The organism is Hymenobacter artigasi, assembly GCF_012275535.1.
Taxonomy (GTDB): Bacteria; Bacteroidota; Bacteroidia; order Cytophagales; family Hymenobacteraceae; genus Hymenobacter; species Hymenobacter artigasi.
Window position 1 is genome coordinate 1 of the sequence record NZ_JAAVTK010000017.1, and the last position, 22,549, is coordinate 22,549.

The following is a 22,549-nucleotide window of genomic DNA, read 5'->3' on the forward strand; positions in this document are numbered from 1 at the left end:
GACGCATCTTTGCGTCTTGTCGTTGGGCGATTTCCTTCAACGACAAGACGCAAAGATGCGTCTCTACACCGTTCCAGCGGTATTCTTCGCTAACTGTAAACTGCTTCTTAACCAGTGCCGGCCTACTGCTGGCTGGCCCGGAACAGCTTCTGCTTTTCGTCCTTGGAAAGGCTCTCGTAGCCGGAGCGCGAAATCTTATCCAAAATCGTGTCGATTTCGTCCTGCAGGGGCTGGCCGGGGGCGGCGGGCTTCTTACTGCTGCTCATAGTGACAGCGGCTACCGGCTCGGGGCGGCGCGTGGTGCTGCTCACGCGCATGGTGGGGCGCGGACTGGCGAGGCGGCTGAACCAGTTGCCGACGGCCTGCACCGGGCGGCCCAAGTCGCGCCCGGCCTGCAACTGCTTGATGAACACGAAGCCCAACAAAGCCCCGCCCAGATGGGCCATCATGCCGCCCGGGTTGCCACCGCTAAGGCCCGCCAATGACAGCAGAATGACCACGGCCGCAATCCATTTGATTTTGACCGGGCCGATGAGAATGACCATGAACGTGTAGTCGGGCAGCAGCGTGGCCGCTGCTACGATGATGGCCGAAACCGCCGCCGATGCGCCGTTCATAGGGCTGCCCAGGCCGGGCTGAAAGGCCGGAATCAGGTTGAAGCTGAGCAGGAAGAAGGCCGCACCGGCCAGCGCCCCCAGCACGTAGAGGCTCACGAGCCGGCGATTGCCGAGGTACTCCTGAATGAGCTGCCCGAACCAGTACAGGTTCAGCATATTAAACAGGATGTGCAGCAGGCCGTCGAAGAAACTCTTCTGGTAGGTGGTGTGCGTGAAGGCGTAGGTGAGCAGCGTCCAGGGGTGGCGGATGAACTCCGGCAGCGCCGACGACAGCTCAAACTGGCGCAGCAGCAGCGGAAAATACCCGCTGGTGCTGCTGATGGTCATCACAGCCTGCACCACAATCAGGCCCGCAAATACCAGCACGTTGAGCTGAATGAGCTGGATGAGAGCATTGTCGCGGCGGCTGAAGGCGGTGCGGATATCTTGAACGATGCTCATGGCATGTATCGGGAGTAAACAGATTCAATGAATGTAACGGAATAGCCGCCAGCGCGGCCCGTTTATTTCAACAACCAACTATTAGTAAAACCGTTCCCGGCCGTGCTCCCAAAACCGGAGCACGATGAAACCAATCAGCAACCCGCCGAGGTGGGCAAAGTGGGCCACGTTGTCGCCGGGCGTGCGGTGCACGCCGTTGTACAGCTCATACGCAGCATATAGAAACACAAAATACTTCGCTTTGATGGGAAACGGAAAGAAAAGCAGCATTAATTCTGTATTCGGAAACAGGTAGGCGAAGGCGAACAGAATGCCGAACAGTGCGCCTGAAGCGCCCACCATGCCGCCGTTGGGAGAATCGCGGGTTTCAGTAACTGCTCCATCCACAGCTTTGGTGGCGGCATTGATGTATTCCTGGTTTTGCGGGTTGCGCTCCAGCGCACCGGCCAGGCTTTCGTAGCCGGTGGCATCGGGAAAGTACGAGCGGAAAAAATTGGCAAAATCTCCGCCGGTGGGCGACTGATGAAATTCCTGCCGCGCCACTTCCATTTTGTGCATCTCGTAGCCGCGCACGCCTTCGTAGAGCACGCCGGCCCCCACGCCACAAATCAGCCAGAAGGTGAGAAAGCGCGACGCACCCCAACGCTGCTCCAGCAGCGGCCCGAAGGAAATCAGACCAAACATGTTGGCAATGAGGTGGCCCCAACCGGCGTGCAGGAACATATAGGTAAAGAACTGCCAGGGAAAGAAAAACGGCGAACCGACGGGATACAAGCTGCCGACCTGGGTGATGAGCGGCAACAGGCTTTGCTGGGCAACAAGAAACAGAACGTTCGCAATCAACAGATTACGAACCGTGGGGGTGAGATTGAACATGCTTTTGAAAAAACGCCCCGCGTGGTGGGCGAGCGATTGAAAGTAGTGAGCGCAAAGCTAGAGCACCCGTAGCGCGGATGACGTAAAGCTGCATCTTTGCGTCTTGGCGTTGAACGGTGCGAACGCCGAGACGCAAAGATGCGCCTCTACAAACCGCGCTACTTACGGAAGAAATCGGCCAGCTGCTGGCCGTCAAGTAGTACGAGGGTTTTGCGGCCGTCGGGGGTGTAGCCGGGGGTTTGGCAGGCGAAGAGGCGGTCGGCCAGGGCGTTGAGCTCGGATTCGGGCAGGCGGGTGGCGGCGGTGCCGGCGGCTACGCGGCGGGCCAGGGCCCGGGCCAGGCTCTCGCGCTGGTCGAGCTTGAGCGGGCCGGCCGTGGTCCGGAATTGCTCGATAAGACTTTCCAGCAGCTCTTTTTCGTCCTGCGCGGGCATGCCGGCCGGAATGGCTTCCACGGCAATGGTACTCGGCCCGAACTCGTTAAAAATGAAGCCCAGCGCGTGCAGCGGCTCGGTGAGCTCTCGCAGAACAGCAAAATCGGCCGGCGAAAACGTGACCGTGCGCGGAAACAGCAGCGTTTGCGACGTGCCCACGGCCCGGCTCAACTCCTGCCGGTACTGCTCATACAGGATGCGCTCGCGGGCCGCTTCCTGGTCAATCAGCAGCACGCCCGACTTCACGGGCACCAGCACATAGCGCTGCTGCACCTGCACGGCGCGGCTGCCCGCGCCACCACCCTCGCGGGCCGGAACCACCCGGCCCGGGGCACCATCGGGCACGTTCAGGCCCAGCGACAGCTCGGCTGAGCCGGGGCTACCCCGCCCGGGCAGACTATTGATAACGGACTCGACGGGCACGGCCGGCGGGGGGCCCTCAAAGCTGCGGGCGGTCACGGCATCAATGGTTGCATCGTCGCGCACGGGCTGGCCCAGCTCGCGGTAAAAGGCTTCGAGGTCGCGGCGGGCCTGCTCGGTGGGGCGCGGCGGCAGCTCGCGCTCGAAGCCGTCGCGGCGAGTTTCGGAATTGAAGTTGGCGAAACCAGAGCTGCCCCCGGCGGTGCGCGGAGCCGCCCCCGAGGCGGCAGCGGCCAAGGCATCGGGGCGGTAGCCGTCGGAGCTGGCGGCGCGGGCCAGCGGGGTAGCGGCGGGCAGGTGGTCGTCGGCTTCGGTGGGGATGCCGCCCGTGCCCTTGCCGGCCCGCAGCGGGCGGATGGGCGCAAAATTCACGTCGCCTTCGAAGTCCAGCGAGGGCGCAATGTTGTGCAGGCCCAGGCTTTGCTTCACGGCGGCGCGCACCACGGCGTACACGGTTTTCTCGTCCTCGAACTTGATTTCCGTCTTGGTTGGGTGCACGTTGATGTCGATGGCCTTGGGGTCGAGCTCCAGAAACAGTACGTAGAACGGGTGCGTGTCGCGGGCCAACAGGCCTTCGTAAGCCGCCAGCACGGCGTGGTTGAGATAGGCCGAGCGAATGAAGCGGTTATTGACGAAGAAAAACTGGTCGCCCCGGCTTTTCTTGCTCGACTCAGGCTTGCCCACAAAGCCGCGCACCGAAATGGAGTGCGTCACTTCCTCGCAGGCCGCCAGCTGCTCTTTGTAGCCGTTACCCAGCAGCGCCACAATGCGCTGGCTCAGCTTGCCGGCCGGCAGGCCAAACACTTCCAGCTCGTTCTGATAGAGCGAAAAGGCAATTTGCGGATTGGCCAGCGCTACGTGCTGAAACTCGTCGAGAATGTGCCGCATTTCCACGGCGTTGCTCTTGAGGAAGTTACGCCGGGCGGGCACGTTAAAAAACAGGTTCTTGACGGCGATGCTGGTGCCGTCCGGACAAGCGGTGGGCTGCTGGCTGGTGATTTGGGAGCCCTCCACGAGCAACAGGCTGCCGGTATCCTGGTCGCGCTGCTTGGTGCGGATTTCGACCTGAGCCACGGCCGCGATGCTGGCCAGCGCCTCGCCCCGAAAGCCCAGGGTGCGAATGCGAAATAAATCTTCGGTCGAGCGGATTTTGCTGGTGGCGTGGCGCTCCAGGCTCATGCGCGCGTCGGTGGGGCTCATGCCGGCACCGTTGTCCACCACCTGCACCAGCTGCTTGCCGGCCTCTTTCACAATCAGTTGCACCTGCGTGGCGCCGGCATCGACGGCGTTTTCCAGCAGCTCCTTCACCACCGAGGCAGGGCGCTGCACCACCTCGCCGGCCGCAATCTGGTTGGCAAGGTATTCGGGAAGCAGATGAATGATATCAGGCATTTTCTGGAAACGGGAAGCGAGAATTGAGACGCGGGCAACGAACAGCTAACCAACACGCAAACAAGCCGAAACGTGTTGAGCAATAACCAAAAAACTGCCGCGTTGTAAACCCGCGACGGGGTTTGTTGCGTACCTTCGCGGCTAAATAGCGGAGTTCCAAAGCGAAATTTTACGGCTCGCGCCGTTTGGTTTCGCACCAGAGCCGCCCAGGATTGGAACCTCCAAACCCGGCCGGCGGGTTCCGTTGCTACTCACGACAAAAGTACGGCCCCCGCGGCCCGTTTACCCCTTGAACCAACCCACCAACCCTACGGGGCTGATGCGCATCCCTTTCCAGCTTACCATGGCGGCTCTGCTGCTGACGGCGGGACTGTTGCTGTCGTTTGCCGAAGTAAAAAAAATGCCCGCCGACCCGCTGCCTTCCGGCCCCGTGGAAACGGCCTGGGTCGATAGCATTTTTAATGCCCTCACGCCCGACCAGCGCTTGGGCCAGCTGTTCATGGTGGCCGCGTATTCCAACAAAGACCGCAGCCACGTCGAGCGCATCGAGCGGCTGGTGCGCAACCAGGGCATTGGCGGCGTGATGTTTATGCAGGGCGGCCCAAAGCGCCAGGCCCTGATGGCCAACCGCCTGCAAGCCACCGCCAAAGTGCCGCTGCTCATTGCCATGGATGCCGAGTGGGGCCTCGATATGCGCCTCGACTCCTCGGCCCACTTCGCCAAGCAAATGACGCTGGGGGCCATGGACGACCCCAAGTACGTGTACCAGATGGGCCGCGACATTGCCCGCAAAATGCGGGCGCTGGGCGTGCACATCGACTTCGCGCCGGTGCTCGACGTGAACTCCAACCCCAGCAATCCGGTCATCGGCAACCGCTCGTTTGGCGAGGACCAGAACCGCGTAGCCGCGCTGGGCATTCAGTATATCAAGGGCTTGCAGGATAACAACGTGATGGCCGTGGCCAAGCACTTCCCCGGCCACGGCGACACCGATACCGACTCGCACGTTTCGCTGCCGGTAATTAATACCGACATGGCCCGCCTCACAAAGGTGGATTTGGTGCCGTTCCAGCAGTCGTTCGAAGCTGGCGTGATGGGCGTGATTGTGGCCCACCTCTACATGCCGCTGTTCGACACCACGGACGCCAAAACCACTACCCTCTCGCATGCGCTGGTAACGGACTTGCTAAAGGACAAGATGGGCTTTAAAGGCCTGGTTTTCACCGATGCGCTTAACATGCGCAGCGTGAGCAAGCTCTACAAAGACGGCGAGCTGGACGCCCTGGCCCTGGCCGCTGGTAACGATGTGCTGCTGTTTTCGGAAGATGTTCCCTCGGCCCTGCTGCGCATACGCGAGGCGGTGGCCGCCGGCAAGCTCACGCAGATGGATTTGGACCTGCGCATCAAGAAAATTCTGCGGGCCAAATACTGGGCCGGGCTGAATCACTACCAGCCGGTAAACATGCGTACACTACGCGACAGCCTGAACCTGCCGGCTTCTAAGGTATTGTCCCAGAGCATTTTTGAGCACGCGGTGACCGTGGCAAAAAACGATGACAATCTCCTCCCCTTCCAGCGGCTCGATACGTTGCGGATTGCGGCCATCACCATCGGCACGCAGGCGGAAGGGCCGTACGCGACCATTTTCAATAAGTACCAGCCCGGCCCGGTATATGCCGTGCCCGACCGCTACGCGCCCGATTCCACGTTTGCCCGCATCAGCAGCCGCCTGCAGGGCTACAACGTGGTAGTGGTGAGCCTGCACGCCATGAATAACACGCCCAGCCACAACTATGGCCTTGGCGATGGGGCGCTGAAATTCATCAAGCAGCTGGAGGCCAACAAGCGCATCAAAACGGTGGTGGTGGCCATGGGCAACGCGTATTCGCTGAAGTTTCTGGAAAATGCGCGCACGCTGGTGTGCGGCTACGAAGACCATTACGCGGCGCAGCTGGTGGTGCCGCAGGTGCTGTTTGGGGCGCTGCCGGCGCGGGGCAAATTGCCCGTTACGGTGTCGCCCACGCTCAAAACCAATTTCGGCATTGCCACCGCCGATCTGCACCGCCTGCGCTACGCCGTGCCCGAAAGCCAGGGCCTGAGCTCGCGGGTGCTGGCCCAGATTGATAACATCGCCCTCGAAAGCCAGACCTACGCCGCCGCCCCCGGCTGCCAGGTGCTGGTGGCCAAAAACGGCACCGTGGTCTTCGACCAAAGCTACGGCTACTGCACCTACGACCAGACCCAACCGGTGACCAGCAGCACGCTATACGACCTGGCCTCGGTGACGAAAGTGGCCGGCACATTGCAAGCCGTGATGTATCTCAAGGACCAGGGCAAGCTGAACATTGAGGAGAAAGTGGCCACCTACCTGCCCGAGCTGGCCCGCACCAACAAGCGCGACATGACCGTGCGCGATGTGCTGCTGCACCAGGCCGGCCTCAAGCCCGGCATTCCGACCTGGGAGCGCACCATCAACGGCAATGGCCTGAAACCCACGTTCTACGCCAGTACCCGCTCCGACGATTTCCCTAACGAGGTGGCGCCCGGCGAGTACAGCACCAAAGCCGCCGATGACTCCGTCTGGGCCTGGACCATGCGCTCCGGCCTGCTGCCTAAAATAAAGGGCCGGTACCCTACGGAATATTCGGACCTGAGCTTTATGGTAATGAAGCGGGTGTGCGAAAAGATTCTCAAGCAGCCGATTGAGAATTTTCTGGAGGCCAACTTCTACCGGCCGCTGGGCCTGGGCAGCATGACGTACAACCCCCTGCAGCGCTTTCCCAAAACCTGCATTGCGCCCACGGAGAACGACACGTACTACCGCCGCGAGCAGCTGCAAGGCACGGTGCACGACCAAACTGCCGCCCTCGTGGGGGGCGTGGGCGGCCACGCCGGCCTTTTTGCCACCGCCAACGACCTGGCCGTACTAATGCAGATGAACCTGCAAAACGGCATCTATGGCGGTACCCGCTACTTCCAATCGCCGGTGGTGACGGAGTTTGCGCGGCCCCAGACGGCAGGCAGCCGGCGCGGCCTGGGCTGGGACCACGGCGACCCCAGCAAGCCCGAAGGCCCCACCAGCAACCTCTCGCCCGCCAGTACCTTCGGCCACACCGGCTTCACGGGCACCTGCGTGTGGATGGACCCGGAAAACAACATCCTCTACATCTTCCTCTCCAATCGCGTGTACCCCGACGCGGGCAATAACAAGCTGCGCCAGTACAACATCCGCACCCGCATTCAGGAGGTTATTTACAAGGCCATGGCGGCGGAAAGCGCGAAGAAGCTGCCGGCTACGGCGAGTCAGAAATAAAGACTTCTGACCTGTTAAAACCACGACGGGGCCACGATTTTGCAGTCGTGGCCCCGTTATGGTTTGGGCCTACTTGATAATGAAATCCATCATCAGATTATAACTCACATTAAACGCCGGCTGCTGGGTTTCGCGCCAGTATTGGTACATGAGGCCAATATCCCAGTCCAGCTTGTGCTCGGGGAAGCTGCGGCGGTAGAACACGGAAGCGCGGTTTTCGGTGAGCTTGTAGGGGCTCCAGCGGTGGCCCGTTTTTTCGGCGGTGGCGGTGCTGTAGTCGTCGGCGGCCGTCAGTATTTCGTCGTTGAGGATGAGCCAGTGACGGCCTTGCGAATCAAGCGGAATTTTACCGTTCACCATCTCGCGGGCCCGAAACTCGAAGGGCGTGGGCCAGCGGCCGAAATCGGACGTGAAATAAAATCGGTAGTCGGCACGCAGCGTATTGGTGAATAACACTTTGCCAAATTTCGCATCGTAGTATAACTTTTGGAATGGCCGCAGCTCGTTGCGGTACGTGTTGGGCTGGCTGGCTTCGTAGGGCGCTTCTTCCAAGTAAGAATTACGCCGCCAGTAGCCCACCGAAACAGCCGTGCGCCAGTGCGGGGCCAATTGGTAAATGAAGTCCTGCGTTAGCACGAAAAGGCCCTGCCGCTTCACTGGGTTCAGGTCGCCGGTGGGGTCGCTGTGCCGGCCGAAGCCAATGTCCGTCACCGAAGTCCAGTGCGCCGAAAGCTCCTTGTCGAGCCCGAATGCGACCCAGGTAGTAAGCTTGCCGCCCTGAGCTTCTGCCCCAATCTGGGCAGCGGCGCGGTTAGGCACCAGCAATGGGATAGCAAAAGCAAGCAGGGCGGTGAAGCGCGTAGGATTGACCATAGCAGTGCGGCGTAATCAACGCCAGACCGCCGGGTTACTTACCATTGATGGCCTGCGGCACGAGGATTACGGCTGCAGTTTCGCACGGAGACCATAAATTTTTCATGAAGCAGCAACCGTAACCAGCGCCGAAAAATGCCACAGTTGCCGTTTCACCGGCCGGCAGCTCCATATTTTTACCGCCAGCGGCCACAATGCCCATGAAGCGCAAATGTGAACAGCATCTGCCGATACGGAATTACGGTTTTTACGTATGGTGAGGGGTCGGAGCAAATAAAACCACGGTTCATCCGTCAACCAACCCACTCGGCAGCCTGGCGCAACAATGCGCCTCTTATCTGGTTCGCTAAGCGCAACAGCATTATCTCATGAACATCGGCATCGTTTGTTATCCCACCTTTGGCGGCTCCGGCGTGGTGGCCACGGAACTGGGCAAGGCCCTGGCCCAGCGCGGCCACCGCGTGCACTTTATTACTTACAGCCAGCCGGTGCGGCTCGACTTTTTCAACGAAAACCTCTTCTACCACGAGGTGTATGTGCCGGCGTATCCGCTGTTCCAGTTTCCGCCTTACGAGTTGGCCCTCACCAGCAAGATGGTCGATATTGTGCAGAACGAGAAGCTGGACGTGCTGCATGTTCACTACGCCATTCCGCACGCTTCGGCAGCCTTCATGGCCAAGCAGATTCTGCGGGCCCGGGGCATTCAAATTCCGGTAGTGACCACGCTGCACGGCACCGACATTACGCTGGTGGGCAAAGACCCCAGCTTCGAGCCCGTGGTGACATTCAGCATCAACCAGAGTGACGGGGTGACGTCGGTATCGGCCGATTTGCGGCGCGAAACCTACGAGTATTTCGCCGTCGAGAAAGAAATCACCGTCATTCCCAACTTCATCGACCTGCACCGTTTCAAGAAGCAGGAGAAAAGCCACTTCCGGGCCGCCATTGCCCCCGATGGCGAAAAGCTGCTCATCCATACCAGTAACTTCCGCACCGTGAAGCGCGTCGAAGATGTGCTGCGCATCTTCTGCGGCGTGCGCGCCCAGATACCGGCCAAGCTGCTGCTCGTGGGCGACGGCCCTGACCGCAGCCGCATGGAGAAGCTGGCCCGCGACCTCGACTGCCACCGCGACCTGCGCTTCCTAGGCAAGCTCGAAGCTGTGGAGGAAGTGCTGAGCGTGGGCGACCTGTTCCTGATGCCCTCCGAAAACGAAAGCTTCGGCCTGGCCGCCCTCGAGGCCATGGCCTGCGAAGTGCCCGTGGTGAGCACCAATGCCGGCGGCATTCCCGAGTTGAACGTGCACGGCGTAACGGGCATGATTAGCGAAATCGGTGACGTGCCCGACATGGTAAAAAATGCCCTTTTCGTGCTCGATGACGCGAACCTGCCCCGCTTCAAAGCCGCCGCCCGCGCCCGCGCCGAGGAATTCGCTGTCGATAACATCGTGCCGCTGTATGAGGAGTGCTACCGCAAGGCGATTGAGGAAGTGAGCGTGGCGGTGTAGGGCTTGTAGCACATGCTTTAGCTTGTGCATGGTGGCGCCACTATGCATAAGCTAAAGCATGTGCTACAAGTTAAAACAGCCCGGCCGCCTCGTTCTTCACCACGGCCAGCGCCTGTGCCGTAGGCTCGGCTCCGTCCATCATTAGGCCTTCAAGGATGCGCTTGGCCAGCTCGGTGCCTCTTGCCTGCGCCGGGTTCTGAATGCCGTGGAAGGCGCGGTTTACCATCGTGAGCACGTTTTCTTTGGCTTCCTTCACCAGCGTCCAGGCATCGGCCGAGAGGTAGAGCTGCTGCGAGAGGTTGTGCTCGTATTCGGCCCGGATTTCCTGCTGCAGCAGCCGGTGAAACTCGGGCGCGCTGATGCCCCCGCTGCTTAGGCGCACGAGAATATTATTGGGCGAGATGCGCTCCAGAAACAGCACGATGCGCTCGTAGGCCTGCAGGCGCAGCGGCAGCGTGGTTTTGTTGCTTTCGAGGCGCAGTTCGATGAGGCGGCGCTGCTGCTCCTTCTCCAGAAACTGCTGAAACAACATGTAAATGGCGCCGGCCACGATGATGGCGGGCAGGGTAATCTTGAGGACGTCGAAGAAGTAGGTAGTTGAATCCATGTGAGGTAAGCTCTAGCTTGCCGTTGCGTGATTGGGTAGCATGAAACGGCGAGCTGAAGCTTACCGTACTCGGCGCAAACTTACGCCGTGAACCGCCGGGCCCCAACCGCTGTTTCCTCTGCTGCGGCCGTACCAACGGCAACGCCGGCTGCGGCCGTATCTTTGTTCTCCACTTCCCGCTAAATCAATTTTTATTATGGCTGCTGTTGCCACCCTCGCCCCCATTACCCTCACCGACCGCGCTGTAGTGGAGGTGAAAAACATCATTCAGGAGAAGAATGTGCCCGCCGATTACGGCCTGCGCATCGGCGTGCAGGGCGGCGGCTGCTCGGGCATGAGCTACCTGCTGGGCTTCGACAAAGCCAAAGATGCCGACGAAACCTACGACCTCGACGGCCTGAAGCTCATCATGGATAAAAAACACGCCATGTACGTACTGGGCATGGAAGTCGACTTCCAGGATGGCCTAAACGCCCGCGGCTTTGTTTTCAATAACCCCCAGGCCAAAAGCACCTGCGGCTGCGGCTCGTCGTTTTCGGCATAAGTAACCAGTAGGCCCGGTTGAACCCGGATTGGCTTACTAACCCAAGGTTTGGAACGATTGATGTTCAGTCGCTCCAAACCTTGGGTTATTTTATTTTAGTCAGTGAAGCTGATTAGGAAGTACCCGAGAATAGAAAGACCGTCATTCCGAGCGCAGCCGAGGAATCTCGCATGTATCGTTGAACGACACCCAAACAACCCCGAGCAAGATTCCTCGGCTACGCTCGGAATGACGGTCTGTTCGTGTTGGAAAGCCTAAACAGCTTCAGCTTACAATCAAACATTTATTAAAATATTACTGGGGTATACCGGGCACATTGCCCAGCGACGACCCTTCGGCCGATGAGGCTTTGGATAGTGCATTCAAGGTGCCGTCGTTTTCCAGCACGACGGCGGCAGCATCAGCCAGCGATGCAATGCCGCGCTCACGCAGACTGGCCAGGATTTCGCCTTCCGTAATGCGTTCGGCGCGCATAGCATCGGGCAGGTAGTGGCCGTTGTACACCAGCAGCGTGGGGTCGGATTTTACCAGCCGGCTTACCGTTTTGAAGCGCACCGAGAGCCAGGTAATGCTGAATTGCAGGCCAATGAGCAGGGCAAAAGCCAGCAGCCCATCGGCCAGCGCCACGCCCTTGCTGAGCAACACCGTGGCCAGCGTGGAGCCCAGGGCCACCGTCACAATCAGGTCGAAGGCATTCATCTTCGACAGCGTGCGCTTGCCTGAGGCGCGTAGCATCAGAATCAGCCCTGCGTAGGCCAGCAGGCCAATGATGAGCGTACGGCCTATACTGGTCCAGCTGGTAAAAAACAGGTTTTCCATACAAGGCTAACGGCGAAAGTAGCGGCCGCGTTAGGCAACGGGGTCAGCCATGAGCTTCCCCGCTGCCTGACGCGGCCGCTACGTCATTAAGCGGCAGAGCCGGGCAAATCGCCGTACTTTGGCGACTACCGCTCCCTGGCCGCCGATGGCCGCAGCGGCTTCATCCTTCTTTTCACTTCCTATGATGCGCTTTCTGTTTGTGCTGGCCCTGTGCGCCGGCCTTTGCTTCCCTGGACTAGCTCAACGCTTTACCCCTACTGAAGTGGCGCGCTGGCAGCAGCAGGCCCGGCAGGTGCGCATCACGCGCGACAGCTATGGCGTGCCGCACATTTATGGCAAGACCGATGCCGACGCAGTTTTCGGCCTGCTCTACGCGCAGTGCGAGGATGATTTTGCCCGCGTCGAAACCAACTACCTCGATGCCATTGGCCGGTTGGCCGAAGTGGAGGGCGAAACCCAGCTTTACCACGACCTGCGTGCCCACATGTTTCTGGACAGCACGCAGGCCCTCAGCATCTATAAGAAGAGCCCGGCCGATATGAAGCTGCTGCTCGATGCCTTCGCGGCCGGCACCAACTACTACTTGGCCACCCACCCCACCGTGCAGCCCCGCCTGCTGCGCCGCTTCCAGCCCTGGATGCCGCTCATGTTTAGCGAGGGCAGCATTGGGGGCAATATCAGTGTGGTATCGCTGGAGCGGCTGAAGGCCTTTTACAGCCAGAAAAAGTCAAGCTCGTGGATTGATACCGATTTCGGCCGCACCGACCGCGAGCCGGTGGGCTCCAACGGCTTTGCCATTGCGCCCGCCAAAAGCGCCAACGGCCACGCCCTGCTGCTTATCAACCCGCACACCTCATTTTACTTCCGCTCCGAAGTGCAGATGGTGAGCCAGCAGGGCCTAAACGCCTACGGAGCCGTGACGTGGGGCCAGTTTTTTATTTACCAAGGCTTTAATGAGCATTGCGGCTGGATGCACACCTCCAGCCAAGCCGACTCGATGGACGAGTACCTCGAAACGATTGAGGAAAAAGACGGCAAGGCATTTTACAAATACGATGGCAAGCTGCGCGCCGTGCAGGCGCAAAAAGTAGCGCTGCCCTACAAATCGGGCGATAAAATGCTGCGCAAAACCTTCACCATCTTCCGCACGCACCACGGCCCGATTGTGGGGCAGAAGTCGGACGGGCAGTGGGTGGCGGTGCGGATGATGAACGCGCCGCTGGCCGCTTTGCAGCAGTCGTACCAACGCACCAAGGCCACCGACTACGCCAGCTTTCAGCAGGTGATGAAGCTGAACGGCAACGCCTCCAACAACACCGTATTTGCCGATACCAAGGGCAGCATTGCCTACTGGCACGGCAATTTCATGCCCCGGCGCAACCCAAAGTTCGACTGGAGCCAGCCGGTGGACGGCAGCACCTCGGCCACCGAATGGCAGGGGTTCCACCCGGTGAGCGAGCTGGTGCAGGTGCACAACCCCGCCAGCGGCTTCATCCAGAACTGTAATTCCACGCCCTTCACCGTGAGCGGCCCCAGCAGTCCGGCCGCCGCAAAATACCCCAAATACGAAGCCCCCGACGCCGAAAACTACCGCGGCCTGAACGCCGTGCGCGTACTCAGCAGCAAAGCCGTGGTCAGCCTCGACACGCTCATTGCGGCGGCCGACGACCCGCACCTCACCGCTTTCGATGACATGCTGCCGCCACTGCTGGCCGCCTACCAGCCCACTTCGGCTGAAAAAGCTGTCGCGCCCGCCGTAGCCGAAGCCATTGCCACCCTCCGCGCCTGGAACCACGGCTACGCCCAAACTTCGGTGGCCCAAACGGTGGCTATCTATTGGGCCGAGCGGCTGCTAGCCAAAGCCCGCGCCCACGTGCCCGAAGCCCAGCCGCAGCTCGACTACATCAGCTTTGTTCGCTTCGCGCTGGCCAATACTTCGCCGGCGGAAAAAATCACGACCCTCTCCGAAACCCTCGACGACCTGACGCGCGATTTCGGCACCTGGAAAATGCCCTGGGGCGAGGTGAACCGCTATCAGCGCCTCACCGGCCGCATTGAGGAAACCTACGACGACCAGCAGCCCAGCCAGCCGGTGGCCTTCACCTCGTCGGCCTGGGGCTCGCTGGCCGCGTTTGGTGCGCGCACGTATCCCGGCACCAAAAAACGCTACGGCAACGTGGGCAACAGCTTCGTAGCAGTAGTGGAATTTGGCCCGCGCATCACGGCGCGCTCGGTCGTGACCGGGGGGCAGAGCAGCCGCCCCGGCACGCCGCACTTCACCGACCAAGCCGATTTATACTGCAACGGCCGCTTCAAAGAAGTGCGCTTCTACCCCGAAGACGTGCAGGCCCACGCCGAAAAAACATATCGCCCCGGCGAGTAAGCGGTGTTTGTTCAAAAAGGAGCGTGATGCTTCGACCAGCGCAGCCCAACGTTCCGAAAAAATCACCTAACCCCTACTGACAATGGACATCAAATATCTCTCCGACGACAAAGGTAAAATTACCGGCGTGTTCATCGCCATCGAGGAATGGGAGCGGCTGCAAAAGCAGTACAACATCAGTGAGCAAGCCCCGGCCGACTCCGGCACCAAGCTGCAGCAGTCGCTGGCCGAGGCGATGAAGAAGGTGAAACCCAGCGATGACGAAGCGTAACCCCGCATTTGTGTATCTTTTTTAACAGCAAAATAGCCCGGTATTACCGGGCTATTTCGTCTTTATTCAATGGCTTTTAGCGGCCAAAATCGTCCTGAACGCGCACGATATCATCTTCATCTGAGGGATGGTCTGTGTCGGTATGCTGCCAGATTTCGGCCAGGATACCCCATTCTTTCAGGCCTACGAGGCGGTGCCGCTCGCCCTGGCGCAGAATAATCCGCTCGCCCACCTGCAGGTTTTTTACTTCACTTTGCTCATCGGAATCGCTGACGGCCACGCCCACCGGCCCCTGCACTACCTGCCAGATTTCGGCGCGGCGGTGGTGGTACTGCCAGCTCAGGCGCTGGTGCGGGGCCACTATCAGAATTTTGGGGCTCAGCCGGCCCGAAATCCGCAGGCTGTCTACCAATAAGCCATCAAAATAAGTGTTGGCAAATTCCTGCGCCTGGGCCTCATCAATCACGAAAAAACCACCCCACGGGCGCGTTGGGTCTTCTTTGGCAATAGTGAAGCCTTGCTGCCGAAGCTGCGCGGCCACTTGCTGGAACAGGGCGCTTTTTTGGGGGTCGGTGTGAGGCATGAGCATTTGCGCTGGAGTGAAAGCAAATATATCTACTTATCCATTACGGTTATGCGTTGATTTGCTTAATAGGTTTTGCTCGCATCTCCCGGCACCACTACCACGAAATCGGCCACGTTCACCTGCTCTTTATCCAGGGTCTTCAACTCCTCCTGCGTCACTACGCTGATGGTTTTCACGCGCAGCTTGGGCGCATACTGCCGCAGCCAGGCCACAATGCCGTCGTGGTGGTCGGAATGGTAGCTGCCGTTGAAATGTAACAAGGTCTGGCCGGGCTGGCGGCTAGTTTCGATGAAATGGGCCATGGTGGCATCCTTCAGCGCCTGAGCTTGAATAATGTTTTGGGCGCCGCCGCCGTGGGCTTTGCCGTCGCCGCCGAACATGGCCGCCATGTTCTTGTAGCCGGGCAGGTCGTAATCCACTTTCAGCGGCAGCGGGGCGAGCAGGGCGCGGTCGGCGGCGGGAAGCTTATCGAGCGCGGTGAGGCTGCGCTGGGCTACCACTTTGGCGAAGGGGCGCGGGGCGTTGGTGCCAATGACGGCAAGGTGATTCTCGCGGGCAAATTGCAGCAGCGGACGGTAGTCGGTGCCGTAGTTGGGCCACGGGCGGGTCTGGCGCTCGAAAGCGGTATCGGCCAGGGTGCCGGCAGCGTAATGGGCCACCAGGGGCTGCACGTCGCGCTCAAACATCTCCATTCCCAGCACCAAATCACCGGGCTTTTTCAGCTTTAGCAAGTCTTTGGCTACCTGCAGCTCCAGCCAATGGGCCAGCGCGTCGTTGTGCTGCTCGCCGAAGAGGACCACATCGGCCTGGGCCAGCTCAGCCAGCATCTGGTCGTAGTCGACGGGCTGGCCGGCGGCAGTGAAGAGGCGGTAGGCCGGCCGGTCGCCCCGCGTGAAGCTGGCAAGAACGAGAAGGAGGAAAAAGAAGCTGGTGAAGCGAAGGAAACGCATGGGCAGGGCAGGAAACTGGGATATTAACAAAGAACGTCATGCGGAGCGTAGCCGAAGCATCTCGCGTGCAGTAGTAAACAATGTCGTTAGACAAAAGAATTACTACCACACGCGAGATGCTTCGGCTGCGCTCCGCATGACGTTCTATCAAACGTCTTTCTTATCCCTTATAAAACATCCACTTACCCAGCTCCTTGTACGTCACCTTCTTGCCGTACATCAGAATACCCACGCGGTAGATGCGGGCCGCCACCCATACCGTACCGATGAAGCCGAGAATGAGCAGGAAGATGGACAGCGCCAGCTGCCACGCCGGCACGCCAAACGGCAGCCGAATCACCATGGCAATCGGCGAAGTCAGCGGGAACATCGACATCCAGAAAGCCACCGGCCCATCGGGGTTGCGCAGAATGACCGACACACCCACGATGTAGCTCAGGATGAGCGGCATCGTAATCGGAAACATGAACTGCTGGGTATCGGTCTGGTCATCCACGGCCGCGCCCACGGCCCCGAACAACGCCCCATACAGCAGGTAGCCGCCCAGGAAGTAAACGATGAAACCGAAGAGAATAGTACCCAGGGGCAGGTTGGCTATCGTATTGAAGAAGGCGAAACGGCCGGCGGGGTTGGTGGCCTGGTCCTTCTGAGTATCCATCCCCTTATCAAAAGCCACCTCAGCTGACTCCGGCTCATCGGCAGCGCTGGCGGCGGCGGCGCCGGGAGCCGTCGGGGCAGCGGCTACTTCGGTTTTGGGCTTGTCCTTGCCCATCAGCATGGGCAGCACCACCGAGCTCACGCCGAACGACAGCACGCCCCACAGCAGAAACTGGGTGAGGCCTACCGCCGCGATGCCCACAATCTTACCCATCATCAGATCAAACGGCTTCACCGACGACAGCATTACTTCCATGATGCGGCTCGACTTCTCCTCCCCCACCCCGCGCATAATCTGCACGCCATAGATGAAGATGAACAGGTAGATGGCCAGCGCCAGCGCGTAGGCCATGCCCGAAGTAGCCAGCGCATTGCTATCGGCCTCCTTCCCGGTTTCGTCCAGACTCACGGCCTGCAACACCACCTTCGAGCGCAGCCGGTCAAGCTGCTCCTGCGAGAGGCCGGATTTTTTCATTTTCAAATCCGAAAATGCCTTATCGAGCGCATTTTTTACAGCAAGCTCCTTCTTTAGGCTGATGTTGCCCTTGCCAAAGAACTGCACGCCAGTGGGATTCTCTACGTCGAGGCCGGCGGGCAGCACCACTAGGCCATCGTGTTTGGCCTTCAAGAAGCTTTTTTTGGCCTCTGCCAGCGTGCCGGTGGCCGCTTCGAAGCGCAGCTGTGGCGTGCTCACCAAGTGGCTGGCGATGTTTAGGCCGCTGTCGTCGCGCACTTCTATCACATCCGTGGTATCGTTATCGGAACTGGCTACTTTGGCGATGATGAAGCCGAACGCCGCCAGCAACAGCGGCACCGCCAGCGTGAGGACGATGAAAGACTTTTTGCGAACCCGCGTGAGGTATTCGCGTTGGGCAATGAGGAAAAATTTCGAGGCCATGATGATGGATTAAAGCAGCGCGTTAGCGGTTTCGAGGAGGGTTTCGGGCATGGTTTCGCGCACGCGCCGGATGAATATCTCGTTGATGCTCGGGATTTTCTCGCGGAAAGCGGCTACTTCAATGCCCACTGAACCAATGAGGTAGCGCAGCAGGTCGTTGGGCCGCACGCCCTCCTGCAGCTGCACTTGCAGGTAGAAATGGTTGTTTTCCCGCTTTTTCTGCTCCACCACCTTGAAATCGGGGCTCGACAGCACGGGATGCCCCGTGCCCTCCACCTCGTAGGTATTGGTTTTAAACTGGTCGCGAATCACGCCAATCGGCCCGTCCAGCACCTTGCGCGAACGGTTGATGAGGGCAATGTTGTCGCACATCTCCTCCACCGATTCCATGCGGTGCGTCGAGAAGATGATGGTCGCGCCCTGATTCCGCAGCTCCAGAATCTCGTCCTTTATCAGGTTGGCATTAATCGGGTCGAAGCCCGAGAACGGCTCATCGAGGATAATGAGCTTGGGCTCGTGCAGCACCGTGGCAATAAACTGCACCTTCTGCTGCATGCCCTTGCTCAAGTCCTCCACGTTCTTGCCGGCCCACTCTTTTATCTCGAACCGGTTCAGCCACTGCTTGATGCGCGCCGTGGCATCTTCGCGGCTCAGGCCGCGCAGGCGGGCCAGATAGAGCAGTTGCTCGCCCACTTTCATCTTTTTATACAGGCCGCGCTCCTCGGGCAGGTATCCAATCTGGGCAATGTGGCTCTGGTTCAGCCGCTCGCCCCGAAAGCGGATTTCGCCCTCATCGGCCCCCGTAATCTGGGTGATGATGCGAATGAGCGAGGTTTTGCCCGCGCCGTTGGGCCCGAGCAGGCCGAAAATGCTGCCTTCGGGAATTTCAAGGCTCACCCCGTCAAGGGCAACGTGGTTGGCGTAGGCCTTGCGCACGTTGAGGACTTCAAGTATAGGTTTCACAGAAAAAAAGGTTGGTTGGCGGGTTAAATGTAGAAGAATGTAGCTGAGCAAATGTATTGGCCACCCGGCTCTTTTGCCAGCAGTTGGGCGCCAAGCGGGTTCTGCGGCTCCCCAAACGGTGAATAACGGGGATGAACGGGCCGGCCTGGGCTAGCTGGCCGCTTCGATTTCGGCTTCGCTCAACTCGTGCAGACTGGCTTCGAGGCGGTCCAGATGCTGGCCATATACCCGTTGCAGGTACCAGCGGATGTACTTTGTCACGGGCCAGTACAACGCCAGACTTACCACAATCTCCAGGCCTAAAGCCAGCATCAGCCGCGACTGCGGAATAGACACCACGCCATTCTTAGGTTCCAGCAGTCCGGCAGTAAGCCCCACCAGCCCCGCCACCGGAATCAGTACCATCGTAAACCGATAGTAGAAGCGCATCAGGCTCCGCAGCCCACTCGTAACGCGCACAAGGTGCGTACGCAAGTCGCCCTCGGGCTTAGTGATGCCGCGCAGCAGGCCCATCTTCCGATAAAAGTAGTAGATGCACAGCAACGCTACCAAAGCCAGCAGGCACCCCATCGTTCGCAACCAGGCAAATGGGGAAAAGACAATAGCCCCCAGCGACACTACCAGAAATCCAGTATTGATTAACAGGTCTTTACGGGCATTGTGTCGCAACTGCTCCAAACTATCCCCCGACCGCCGGGCCAGTAGCCGGGCCACTTCGGTGGCATCGAAAGCAGCCGGTTCGTTGTCCGGCTCAGGCCGCTGCCATTGGCGGCGCAGGTCATCAAGTTCCATAGGATGGTACCGGTTTTATGGTTAGCAGGGGACTAATTGCTGCCGCAACTTTTCCTGCACGCGGTGCATTTTCACGCGCACATTGTTTTGGGTAATACCAAGAATATCAGCCATTTCCTCGTATGACCGGTCTTCAAGGTAGAGCAGCACAAAAGCCTTATCGACTTCGGATAAGCGGCCAATGGCCCGGTAAAGCGCAGCACGGTCATCGGCATCGGGCCCGCTATCGGGAGCCTGGGCCACGGCCAGCGCCTCGGCATCGAGGCCCACCGGCGCAGGGCGACGGGTGCGCTGGCGCAGGTTTGAGATGGCCACGTTCAGTGCAATGCGGTAGAGCCAGGTGCTGAGTTTGGCCCCCGGCTGGGGCACGTAGCGCGGCCACGCCCGCCATAGCTGCAGCACTATTTCCTGAAACAGGTCCTGGCGGTCATCGGTATCCTGGCAGTACAGGCGGGCCACGCGCCGCAGCAAAGGCTGGTACTCGTGCAACACGGCAACAAATTCAGCAGACGGGGTGGCGGTGGCCATGCGGCGTGTAATGGTTTCGGGAAGTTTATCGCCGGGGTGGTGGGGGCATTACAGCGGCGCAGCTTTTTTTCGAGCACCCTTGTTCGCCGTTGGCAGGGCAAGCCCCAGCGGGGCGACATATTGGTAGCAAAACACTATAAAAACAACGAGAAAGCCCCAGCGGGGCGACACTCGTATGCACGAATGCCGCCCCGCTGGGGCTTAAAGATTGCTGCCGGAGCTATTGCTACCGATATGTCGCCCCGCTAGGGCTAGTCGGATGGGCACAAGCTAAAGCTTATGCCACTTACGCGAAATACTCCTTCACTTTCTCAAAGAAACCTTTCTCGTTCTTGCCGGGGTGCGGCGTGAAATTGTCCGAGTCGCGCAGCTTCTCCAGCAGCTCGCGCTCCTGGTTGCTCACGTTTTTGGGCGTCCACACGTTCAGGTGGATAAGCTGGTCGCCGCGGCCGTAGCCGTTCAGGTCCTTGATGCCTTTGCCGCGCAGGCGCAGGATTTTGCCCGGCTGGGTGCCGGGGTCAACCTTGATTTTCACCTTGCCCTCGATGGTGGGCACTTCCAGGCTCGCGCCCAGCGCCGCATCCACGAACGAGATGTACTGCTCGAACATGATGTTGTTGCCGTCGCGCTTCAGGAATTCGTGCGGCTCCTCCTCAATCTGAATAAGGAGGTCGCCGGGCACGCCGCCGCGCTCGGGGAAGTTGCCTTTGCCGTTCATGCTCAGTTGCATGTCGTTGGCCACGCCGGCGGGGATGTTGATGGGAATCACTTCCTCGTGCAGCTGGCGGCCTTCACCTTTGCACACGTCGCAGGTGGCCACAATGGTTTTGCCTTCGCCGTTGCAGGTGGGGCAAGTGCTGCTGCTCACCATCTGGCCGAGCATGGTGTTCACCACGCGCTTGGTCTGGCCCTGGCCCTGGCAGGTGGGGCAGGTTTTCATATCGGTGCCATTTTTGGCACCGGTGCCGCTGCACGGCTGGCAGGCCACGTAACGCTTCACCTTGATTTTCTTCTCGACACCGTTGGCGATTTCCTCCAAATCAAGCTTCAGCTTGATGCGCAGGTTCGAGCCCTTCTTCTGGCGTCGGCCGCCGCCCTGCCGTCCGCCCCCAAAGAAGCCCTCGAAGCCCCCACCCCCGCCGAAAATATCGCCGAACTGCGAGAAAATGTCCTCCATGTTCTGCGGGCCGCCGCCACCGCCGCCCATGCCCTGGTGGCCGTACCGGTCGTAGCGGGCGCGCTTATCAGCGTTGCTGAGGATTTCGTACGCCTCGGCCGCTTCCTTGAACTTGTCCTCGGCGGTTGGGTCGTCGGGGTTTTTATCAGGGTGATACTTAATGGCCATCTTGCGGTAAGCCGACTTGATAACGTCGCCCTCCGCGTTTTTGGCAATGCCTAATACTTCGTAATAATCGCGCTTCGTAGCCATTTTCTGCTTTATGAATCGTCCGTCATCCTGAGCGTAGCGAAGGACCTTATCACGGCCGAACGATTCGCAATAATCAATTCGGCCGTGATAAGGTCCTTCGCTACGCTCAGGATGACAGTTACTTTAAAATTACTGCCCAAGCACCACTTTGGCGTGCCGAATAACCTTGTCGCCCAAGTAATAGCCTTGCTCCACCACGTCCACGATTTTCCCTTTCAGGTCGTCGCTGGGCGCCGGAATCTGGGTAATAGCCTCGTGCAGCTCGGCATCGAAGTCGCCGCCCTGGGCATCCATGGCGGTCAAACCCTTTTGCTGCAGCGTTTTGTTCAGCTTGCTTTGAATAATTTCGATGCTTTCGCGCACGGCGTTGGCATCGGTGGTAGCCTGGGTGGCGTTGCGGGCACGCTCAAAATCGTCGAGCACGGGCAGCAGGGCCACCATCAACTCCTGATTGGCGGTTTTGAACAAGTCGATGCGCTCCTTGCTGGTGCGACGCTTGTAGTTCTCAAACTCGGCGGCGAGGCGCAGGTATTTGTCTTTGATTTCAACTAGCTCGGCGTCGGTGCGGGAGGCCTCAGGCTGGGGCGCGCCGGTGGCGGTCATGTCCGGGTCGGTACTTTCGCCATCGGCCATTTCGCCAGCTACGTGGTTGGGGTCGGCGGTCAGGTTGTCGTCCTCGGGGAGGTTGTTCTCGTTAGCCATTTGCGGAAATATTCGTCGAAAGGGGTTTTTCACGGGGTTAGCCGGTTAGTCAGGCTGCGGGCGCAAGGAGTGGGCCAAAGGGGCATGGGCTGCCATAGTGGCGGAATGGGGGTGAGATAGAATTTCGCCCTAAGCCCAACCTAATTCTGCATAAAGTCACGATTCCTTTTATCGCATCTTTAGTCTATGAAAGTTCATCTCACCCGCGACAGTGTTGCCAACGGGGACGACCCTTATTCGAAGGAACTGACTGTGAGTAATAATGCGAGTATTATAGAAATTCTGCGGGTAGTCTTGCACGCTGTTTTCTTGGCCTCCATTGGTGGAGGTAAAGCCACATGGATTGCTTTATCTCGCATCCCCGTAGCGGTTGTGGCTCAGCAATGGGCAAAAGCGAAAATGCTGACACCAATACCACCTCTCTCTAGGTTGAATTTTTCGGGAAATGTGTTGTCAATGCACTTTGATTATCGCGTACAGCAAGACCCCGATTTAGTTTATGAGAAATACCAGCGTATGCATTCTGGGCATCCTTTCCGATAGTCTTCA

Annotated in this window: 20 protein-coding genes; 6 read left to right on the forward strand and 14 right to left on the reverse strand. The window is 59.3% G+C overall.

All coding sequences use genetic code 11. From position 1 onward, the window contains the following. Positions 1 to 122: 122 nt before the first annotated feature. The 3 genes from HBN54_RS20035 to mutL all read right to left on the reverse strand — a co-directional run bounded on the left by HBN54_RS20035 (position 123) and on the right by mutL (position 4,180). Positions 123 to 1,058: a rhomboid family intramembrane serine protease gene (locus HBN54_RS20035; RefSeq protein WP_168675013.1), complete on the reverse strand. Its 936-nt coding sequence runs from the start codon at positions 1,056 to 1,058 to the stop codon at positions 123 to 125. An 81-nt stretch (positions 1,059 to 1,139) separates the two neighbouring features. Further along, complete coding sequence (locus HBN54_RS20040; RefSeq protein WP_168675014.1) at positions 1,140 to 1,934, reverse strand: rhomboid family intramembrane serine protease; 795 nt, start codon at positions 1,932 to 1,934, stop codon at positions 1,140 to 1,142. A 158-nt stretch (positions 1,935 to 2,092) separates the two neighbouring features. Beyond that, on the reverse strand, positions 2,093 to 4,180 hold the full coding sequence (gene mutL, locus HBN54_RS20045; RefSeq protein ID WP_168675015.1) for a DNA mismatch repair endonuclease MutL: 2,088 nt from the start codon (positions 4,178 to 4,180) through the stop codon (positions 2,093 to 2,095). 289 nt (positions 4,181 to 4,469) lie between these two features. Here mutL and HBN54_RS20050 point away from each other — a divergent pair, with 289 nt between their 5' ends. Beyond that, positions 4,470 to 7,493, forward strand: coding sequence for a glycoside hydrolase family 3 N-terminal domain-containing protein (locus HBN54_RS20050; protein WP_235955624.1), 3,024 nt, complete (start codon positions 4,470 to 4,472; stop codon positions 7,491 to 7,493). Between the two features lie 69 nt (positions 7,494 to 7,562). Here HBN54_RS20050 and HBN54_RS20055 read toward each other — a convergent pair whose 3' ends face one another. After that, positions 7,563 to 8,366, reverse strand: coding sequence for a DUF2490 domain-containing protein (locus tag HBN54_RS20055; protein WP_168675016.1), 804 nt, complete (start codon positions 8,364 to 8,366; stop codon positions 7,563 to 7,565). Positions 8,367 to 8,734: 368 nt separating this feature from the next. Here HBN54_RS20055 and bshA point away from each other — a divergent pair, with 368 nt between their 5' ends. Further along, positions 8,735 to 9,871, forward strand: coding sequence for an N-acetyl-alpha-D-glucosaminyl L-malate synthase BshA (gene bshA, locus HBN54_RS20060; RefSeq protein WP_168675017.1), 1,137 nt, complete (start codon positions 8,735 to 8,737; stop codon positions 9,869 to 9,871). Between the two features lie 70 nt (positions 9,872 to 9,941). On the opposite strand, the gene HBN54_RS20065 is transcribed toward bshA, so the two are convergent. After that, the gene (locus tag HBN54_RS20065; protein ID WP_168675018.1) at positions 9,942 to 10,478 is read right to left on the reverse strand and encodes a DUF7935 family protein; all 537 of its coding nucleotides are present in this window, start codon (positions 10,476 to 10,478) and stop codon (positions 9,942 to 9,944) included. A 196-nt stretch (positions 10,479 to 10,674) separates the two neighbouring features. Between HBN54_RS20065 and HBN54_RS20070 the strand changes: the two genes are divergently transcribed. Next, a complete protein-coding gene (locus HBN54_RS20070) occupies positions 10,675 to 11,022 on the forward strand; it encodes a HesB/IscA family protein (RefSeq protein WP_168675019.1) in 348 nt (115 codons plus the stop codon). Between the two features lie 294 nt (positions 11,023 to 11,316). Here HBN54_RS20070 and HBN54_RS20075 read toward each other — a convergent pair whose 3' ends face one another. Beyond that, a complete protein-coding gene (locus HBN54_RS20075; RefSeq protein ID WP_168675020.1) occupies positions 11,317 to 11,841 on the reverse strand; it encodes a DUF421 domain-containing protein in 525 nt (174 codons plus the stop codon). Positions 11,842 to 12,025: 184 nt separating this feature from the next. Between HBN54_RS20075 and HBN54_RS20080 the strand changes: the two genes are divergently transcribed. Together HBN54_RS20080 and HBN54_RS20085 are read left to right on the forward strand one after the other, a co-directional pair. Beyond that, complete coding sequence (locus HBN54_RS20080; protein WP_168675070.1) at positions 12,026 to 14,224, forward strand: penicillin acylase family protein; 2,199 nt, start codon at positions 12,026 to 12,028, stop codon at positions 14,222 to 14,224. Positions 14,225 to 14,306: 82 nt separating this feature from the next. Then, positions 14,307 to 14,495 carry a hypothetical protein gene (locus tag HBN54_RS20085; RefSeq protein ID WP_168675021.1) on the forward strand — a complete coding sequence of 63 codons (189 nt, stop codon included), beginning with the start codon at positions 14,307 to 14,309 and terminating at the stop codon, positions 14,493 to 14,495. Between the two features lie 76 nt (positions 14,496 to 14,571). Here the strand turns inward: HBN54_RS20085 and HBN54_RS20090 are convergent, their stop codons facing one another. The 8 genes from HBN54_RS20090 to HBN54_RS20125 all read right to left on the reverse strand — a co-directional run bounded on the left by HBN54_RS20090 (position 14,572) and on the right by HBN54_RS20125 (position 22,000). Beyond that, a complete protein-coding gene (locus HBN54_RS20090) occupies positions 14,572 to 15,078 on the reverse strand; it encodes a cupin domain-containing protein (protein ID WP_168675022.1) in 507 nt (168 codons plus the stop codon). A 65-nt stretch (positions 15,079 to 15,143) separates the two neighbouring features. Then, positions 15,144 to 16,031 (reverse strand): ChaN family lipoprotein, encoded by an 888-nt coding sequence (locus HBN54_RS20095; protein ID WP_168675023.1) that lies wholly within the window; start codon positions 16,029 to 16,031, stop codon positions 15,144 to 15,146. Positions 16,032 to 16,191: 160 nt separating this feature from the next. After that, positions 16,192 to 17,586, reverse strand: a complete 1,395-nt coding sequence (locus tag HBN54_RS20100) for an ABC transporter permease (RefSeq protein WP_168675024.1) — start codon at positions 17,584 to 17,586, stop codon at positions 16,192 to 16,194. A 9-nt stretch (positions 17,587 to 17,595) separates the two neighbouring features. Continuing rightward, positions 17,596 to 18,549: an ABC transporter ATP-binding protein gene (locus HBN54_RS20105; RefSeq protein WP_168675025.1), complete on the reverse strand. Its 954-nt coding sequence runs from the start codon at positions 18,547 to 18,549 to the stop codon at positions 17,596 to 17,598. 150 nt (positions 18,550 to 18,699) lie between these two features. Further along, positions 18,700 to 19,341: a hypothetical protein gene (locus HBN54_RS20110; RefSeq protein WP_168675026.1), complete on the reverse strand. Its 642-nt coding sequence runs from the start codon at positions 19,339 to 19,341 to the stop codon at positions 18,700 to 18,702. A gap of 21 nt (positions 19,342 to 19,362) precedes the next feature. After that, on the reverse strand, positions 19,363 to 19,869 hold the full coding sequence (locus tag HBN54_RS20115) for an RNA polymerase sigma factor (protein ID WP_168675027.1): 507 nt from the start codon (positions 19,867 to 19,869) through the stop codon (positions 19,363 to 19,365). 286 nt (positions 19,870 to 20,155) lie between these two features. Next, positions 20,156 to 21,298, reverse strand: a complete 1,143-nt coding sequence (dnaJ, locus tag HBN54_RS20120; RefSeq protein WP_168675028.1) for a molecular chaperone DnaJ — start codon at positions 21,296 to 21,298, stop codon at positions 20,156 to 20,158. Positions 21,299 to 21,427: 129 nt separating this feature from the next. After that, positions 21,428 to 22,000 carry a nucleotide exchange factor GrpE gene (locus tag HBN54_RS20125; RefSeq protein ID WP_168675029.1) on the reverse strand — a complete coding sequence of 191 codons (573 nt, stop codon included), beginning with the start codon at positions 21,998 to 22,000 and terminating at the stop codon, positions 21,428 to 21,430. 186 nt (positions 22,001 to 22,186) lie between these two features. Between HBN54_RS20125 and HBN54_RS20130 the strand changes: the two genes are divergently transcribed. After that, the gene (locus tag HBN54_RS20130; protein WP_168675030.1) at positions 22,187 to 22,543 is read left to right on the forward strand and encodes a hypothetical protein; all 357 of its coding nucleotides are present in this window, start codon (positions 22,187 to 22,189) and stop codon (positions 22,541 to 22,543) included. Positions 22,544 to 22,549 lie beyond the last annotated feature (6 nt).

Excerpts from the sequence above, each read along its gene's own strand:
- HBN54_RS20090 (WP_168675022.1), bottom strand. The coding sequence starts at position 15,078 with ATGCCTCACACCGACCCCCAAAAAAGCGCCCTGTTCCAGCAAGTGGCC.
- dnaJ (WP_168675028.1), bottom strand. The coding sequence starts at position 21,298 with ATGGCTACGAAGCGCGATTATTACGAAGTATTAGGCATTGCCAAAAAC.
- HBN54_RS20070 (WP_168675019.1), top strand. The coding sequence starts at position 10,675 with ATGGCTGCTGTTGCCACCCTCGCCCCCATTACCCTCACCGACCGCGCT.
- bshA (WP_168675017.1), top strand. The coding sequence starts at position 8,735 with ATGAACATCGGCATCGTTTGTTATCCCACCTTTGGCGGCTCCGGCGTG.
- HBN54_RS20125 (WP_168675029.1), bottom strand. The coding sequence starts at position 22,000 with ATGGCTAACGAGAACAACCTCCCCGAGGACGACAACCTGACCGCCGAC.
- HBN54_RS20115 (WP_168675027.1), bottom strand. The coding sequence starts at position 19,869 with ATGGCCACCGCCACCCCGTCTGCTGAATTTGTTGCCGTGTTGCACGAG.
- HBN54_RS20040 (WP_168675014.1), bottom strand. The coding sequence starts at position 1,934 with ATGTTCAATCTCACCCCCACGGTTCGTAATCTGTTGATTGCGAACGTT.
- HBN54_RS20035 (WP_168675013.1), bottom strand. The coding sequence starts at position 1,058 with ATGAGCATCGTTCAAGATATCCGCACCGCCTTCAGCCGCCGCGACAAT.
- HBN54_RS20110 (WP_168675026.1), bottom strand. The coding sequence starts at position 19,341 with ATGGAACTTGATGACCTGCGCCGCCAATGGCAGCGGCCTGAGCCGGAC.
- HBN54_RS20075 (WP_168675020.1), bottom strand. The coding sequence starts at position 11,841 with ATGGAAAACCTGTTTTTTACCAGCTGGACCAGTATAGGCCGTACGCTC.
- HBN54_RS20055 (WP_168675016.1), bottom strand. The coding sequence starts at position 8,366 with ATGGTCAATCCTACGCGCTTCACCGCCCTGCTTGCTTTTGCTATCCCA.
- HBN54_RS20130 (WP_168675030.1), top strand. The coding sequence starts at position 22,187 with ATGAAAGTTCATCTCACCCGCGACAGTGTTGCCAACGGGGACGACCCT.
- HBN54_RS20065 (WP_168675018.1), bottom strand. The coding sequence starts at position 10,478 with ATGGATTCAACTACCTACTTCTTCGACGTCCTCAAGATTACCCTGCCC.
- HBN54_RS20100 (WP_168675024.1), bottom strand. The coding sequence starts at position 17,586 with ATGGCCTCGAAATTTTTCCTCATTGCCCAACGCGAATACCTCACGCGG.
- HBN54_RS20095 (WP_168675023.1), bottom strand. The coding sequence starts at position 16,031 with ATGCGTTTCCTTCGCTTCACCAGCTTCTTTTTCCTCCTTCTCGTTCTT.
- HBN54_RS20085 (WP_168675021.1), top strand. The coding sequence starts at position 14,307 with ATGGACATCAAATATCTCTCCGACGACAAAGGTAAAATTACCGGCGTG.
- mutL (WP_168675015.1), bottom strand. The coding sequence starts at position 4,180 with ATGCCTGATATCATTCATCTGCTTCCCGAATACCTTGCCAACCAGATT.
- HBN54_RS20080 (WP_168675070.1), top strand. The coding sequence starts at position 12,026 with ATGCGCTTTCTGTTTGTGCTGGCCCTGTGCGCCGGCCTTTGCTTCCCT.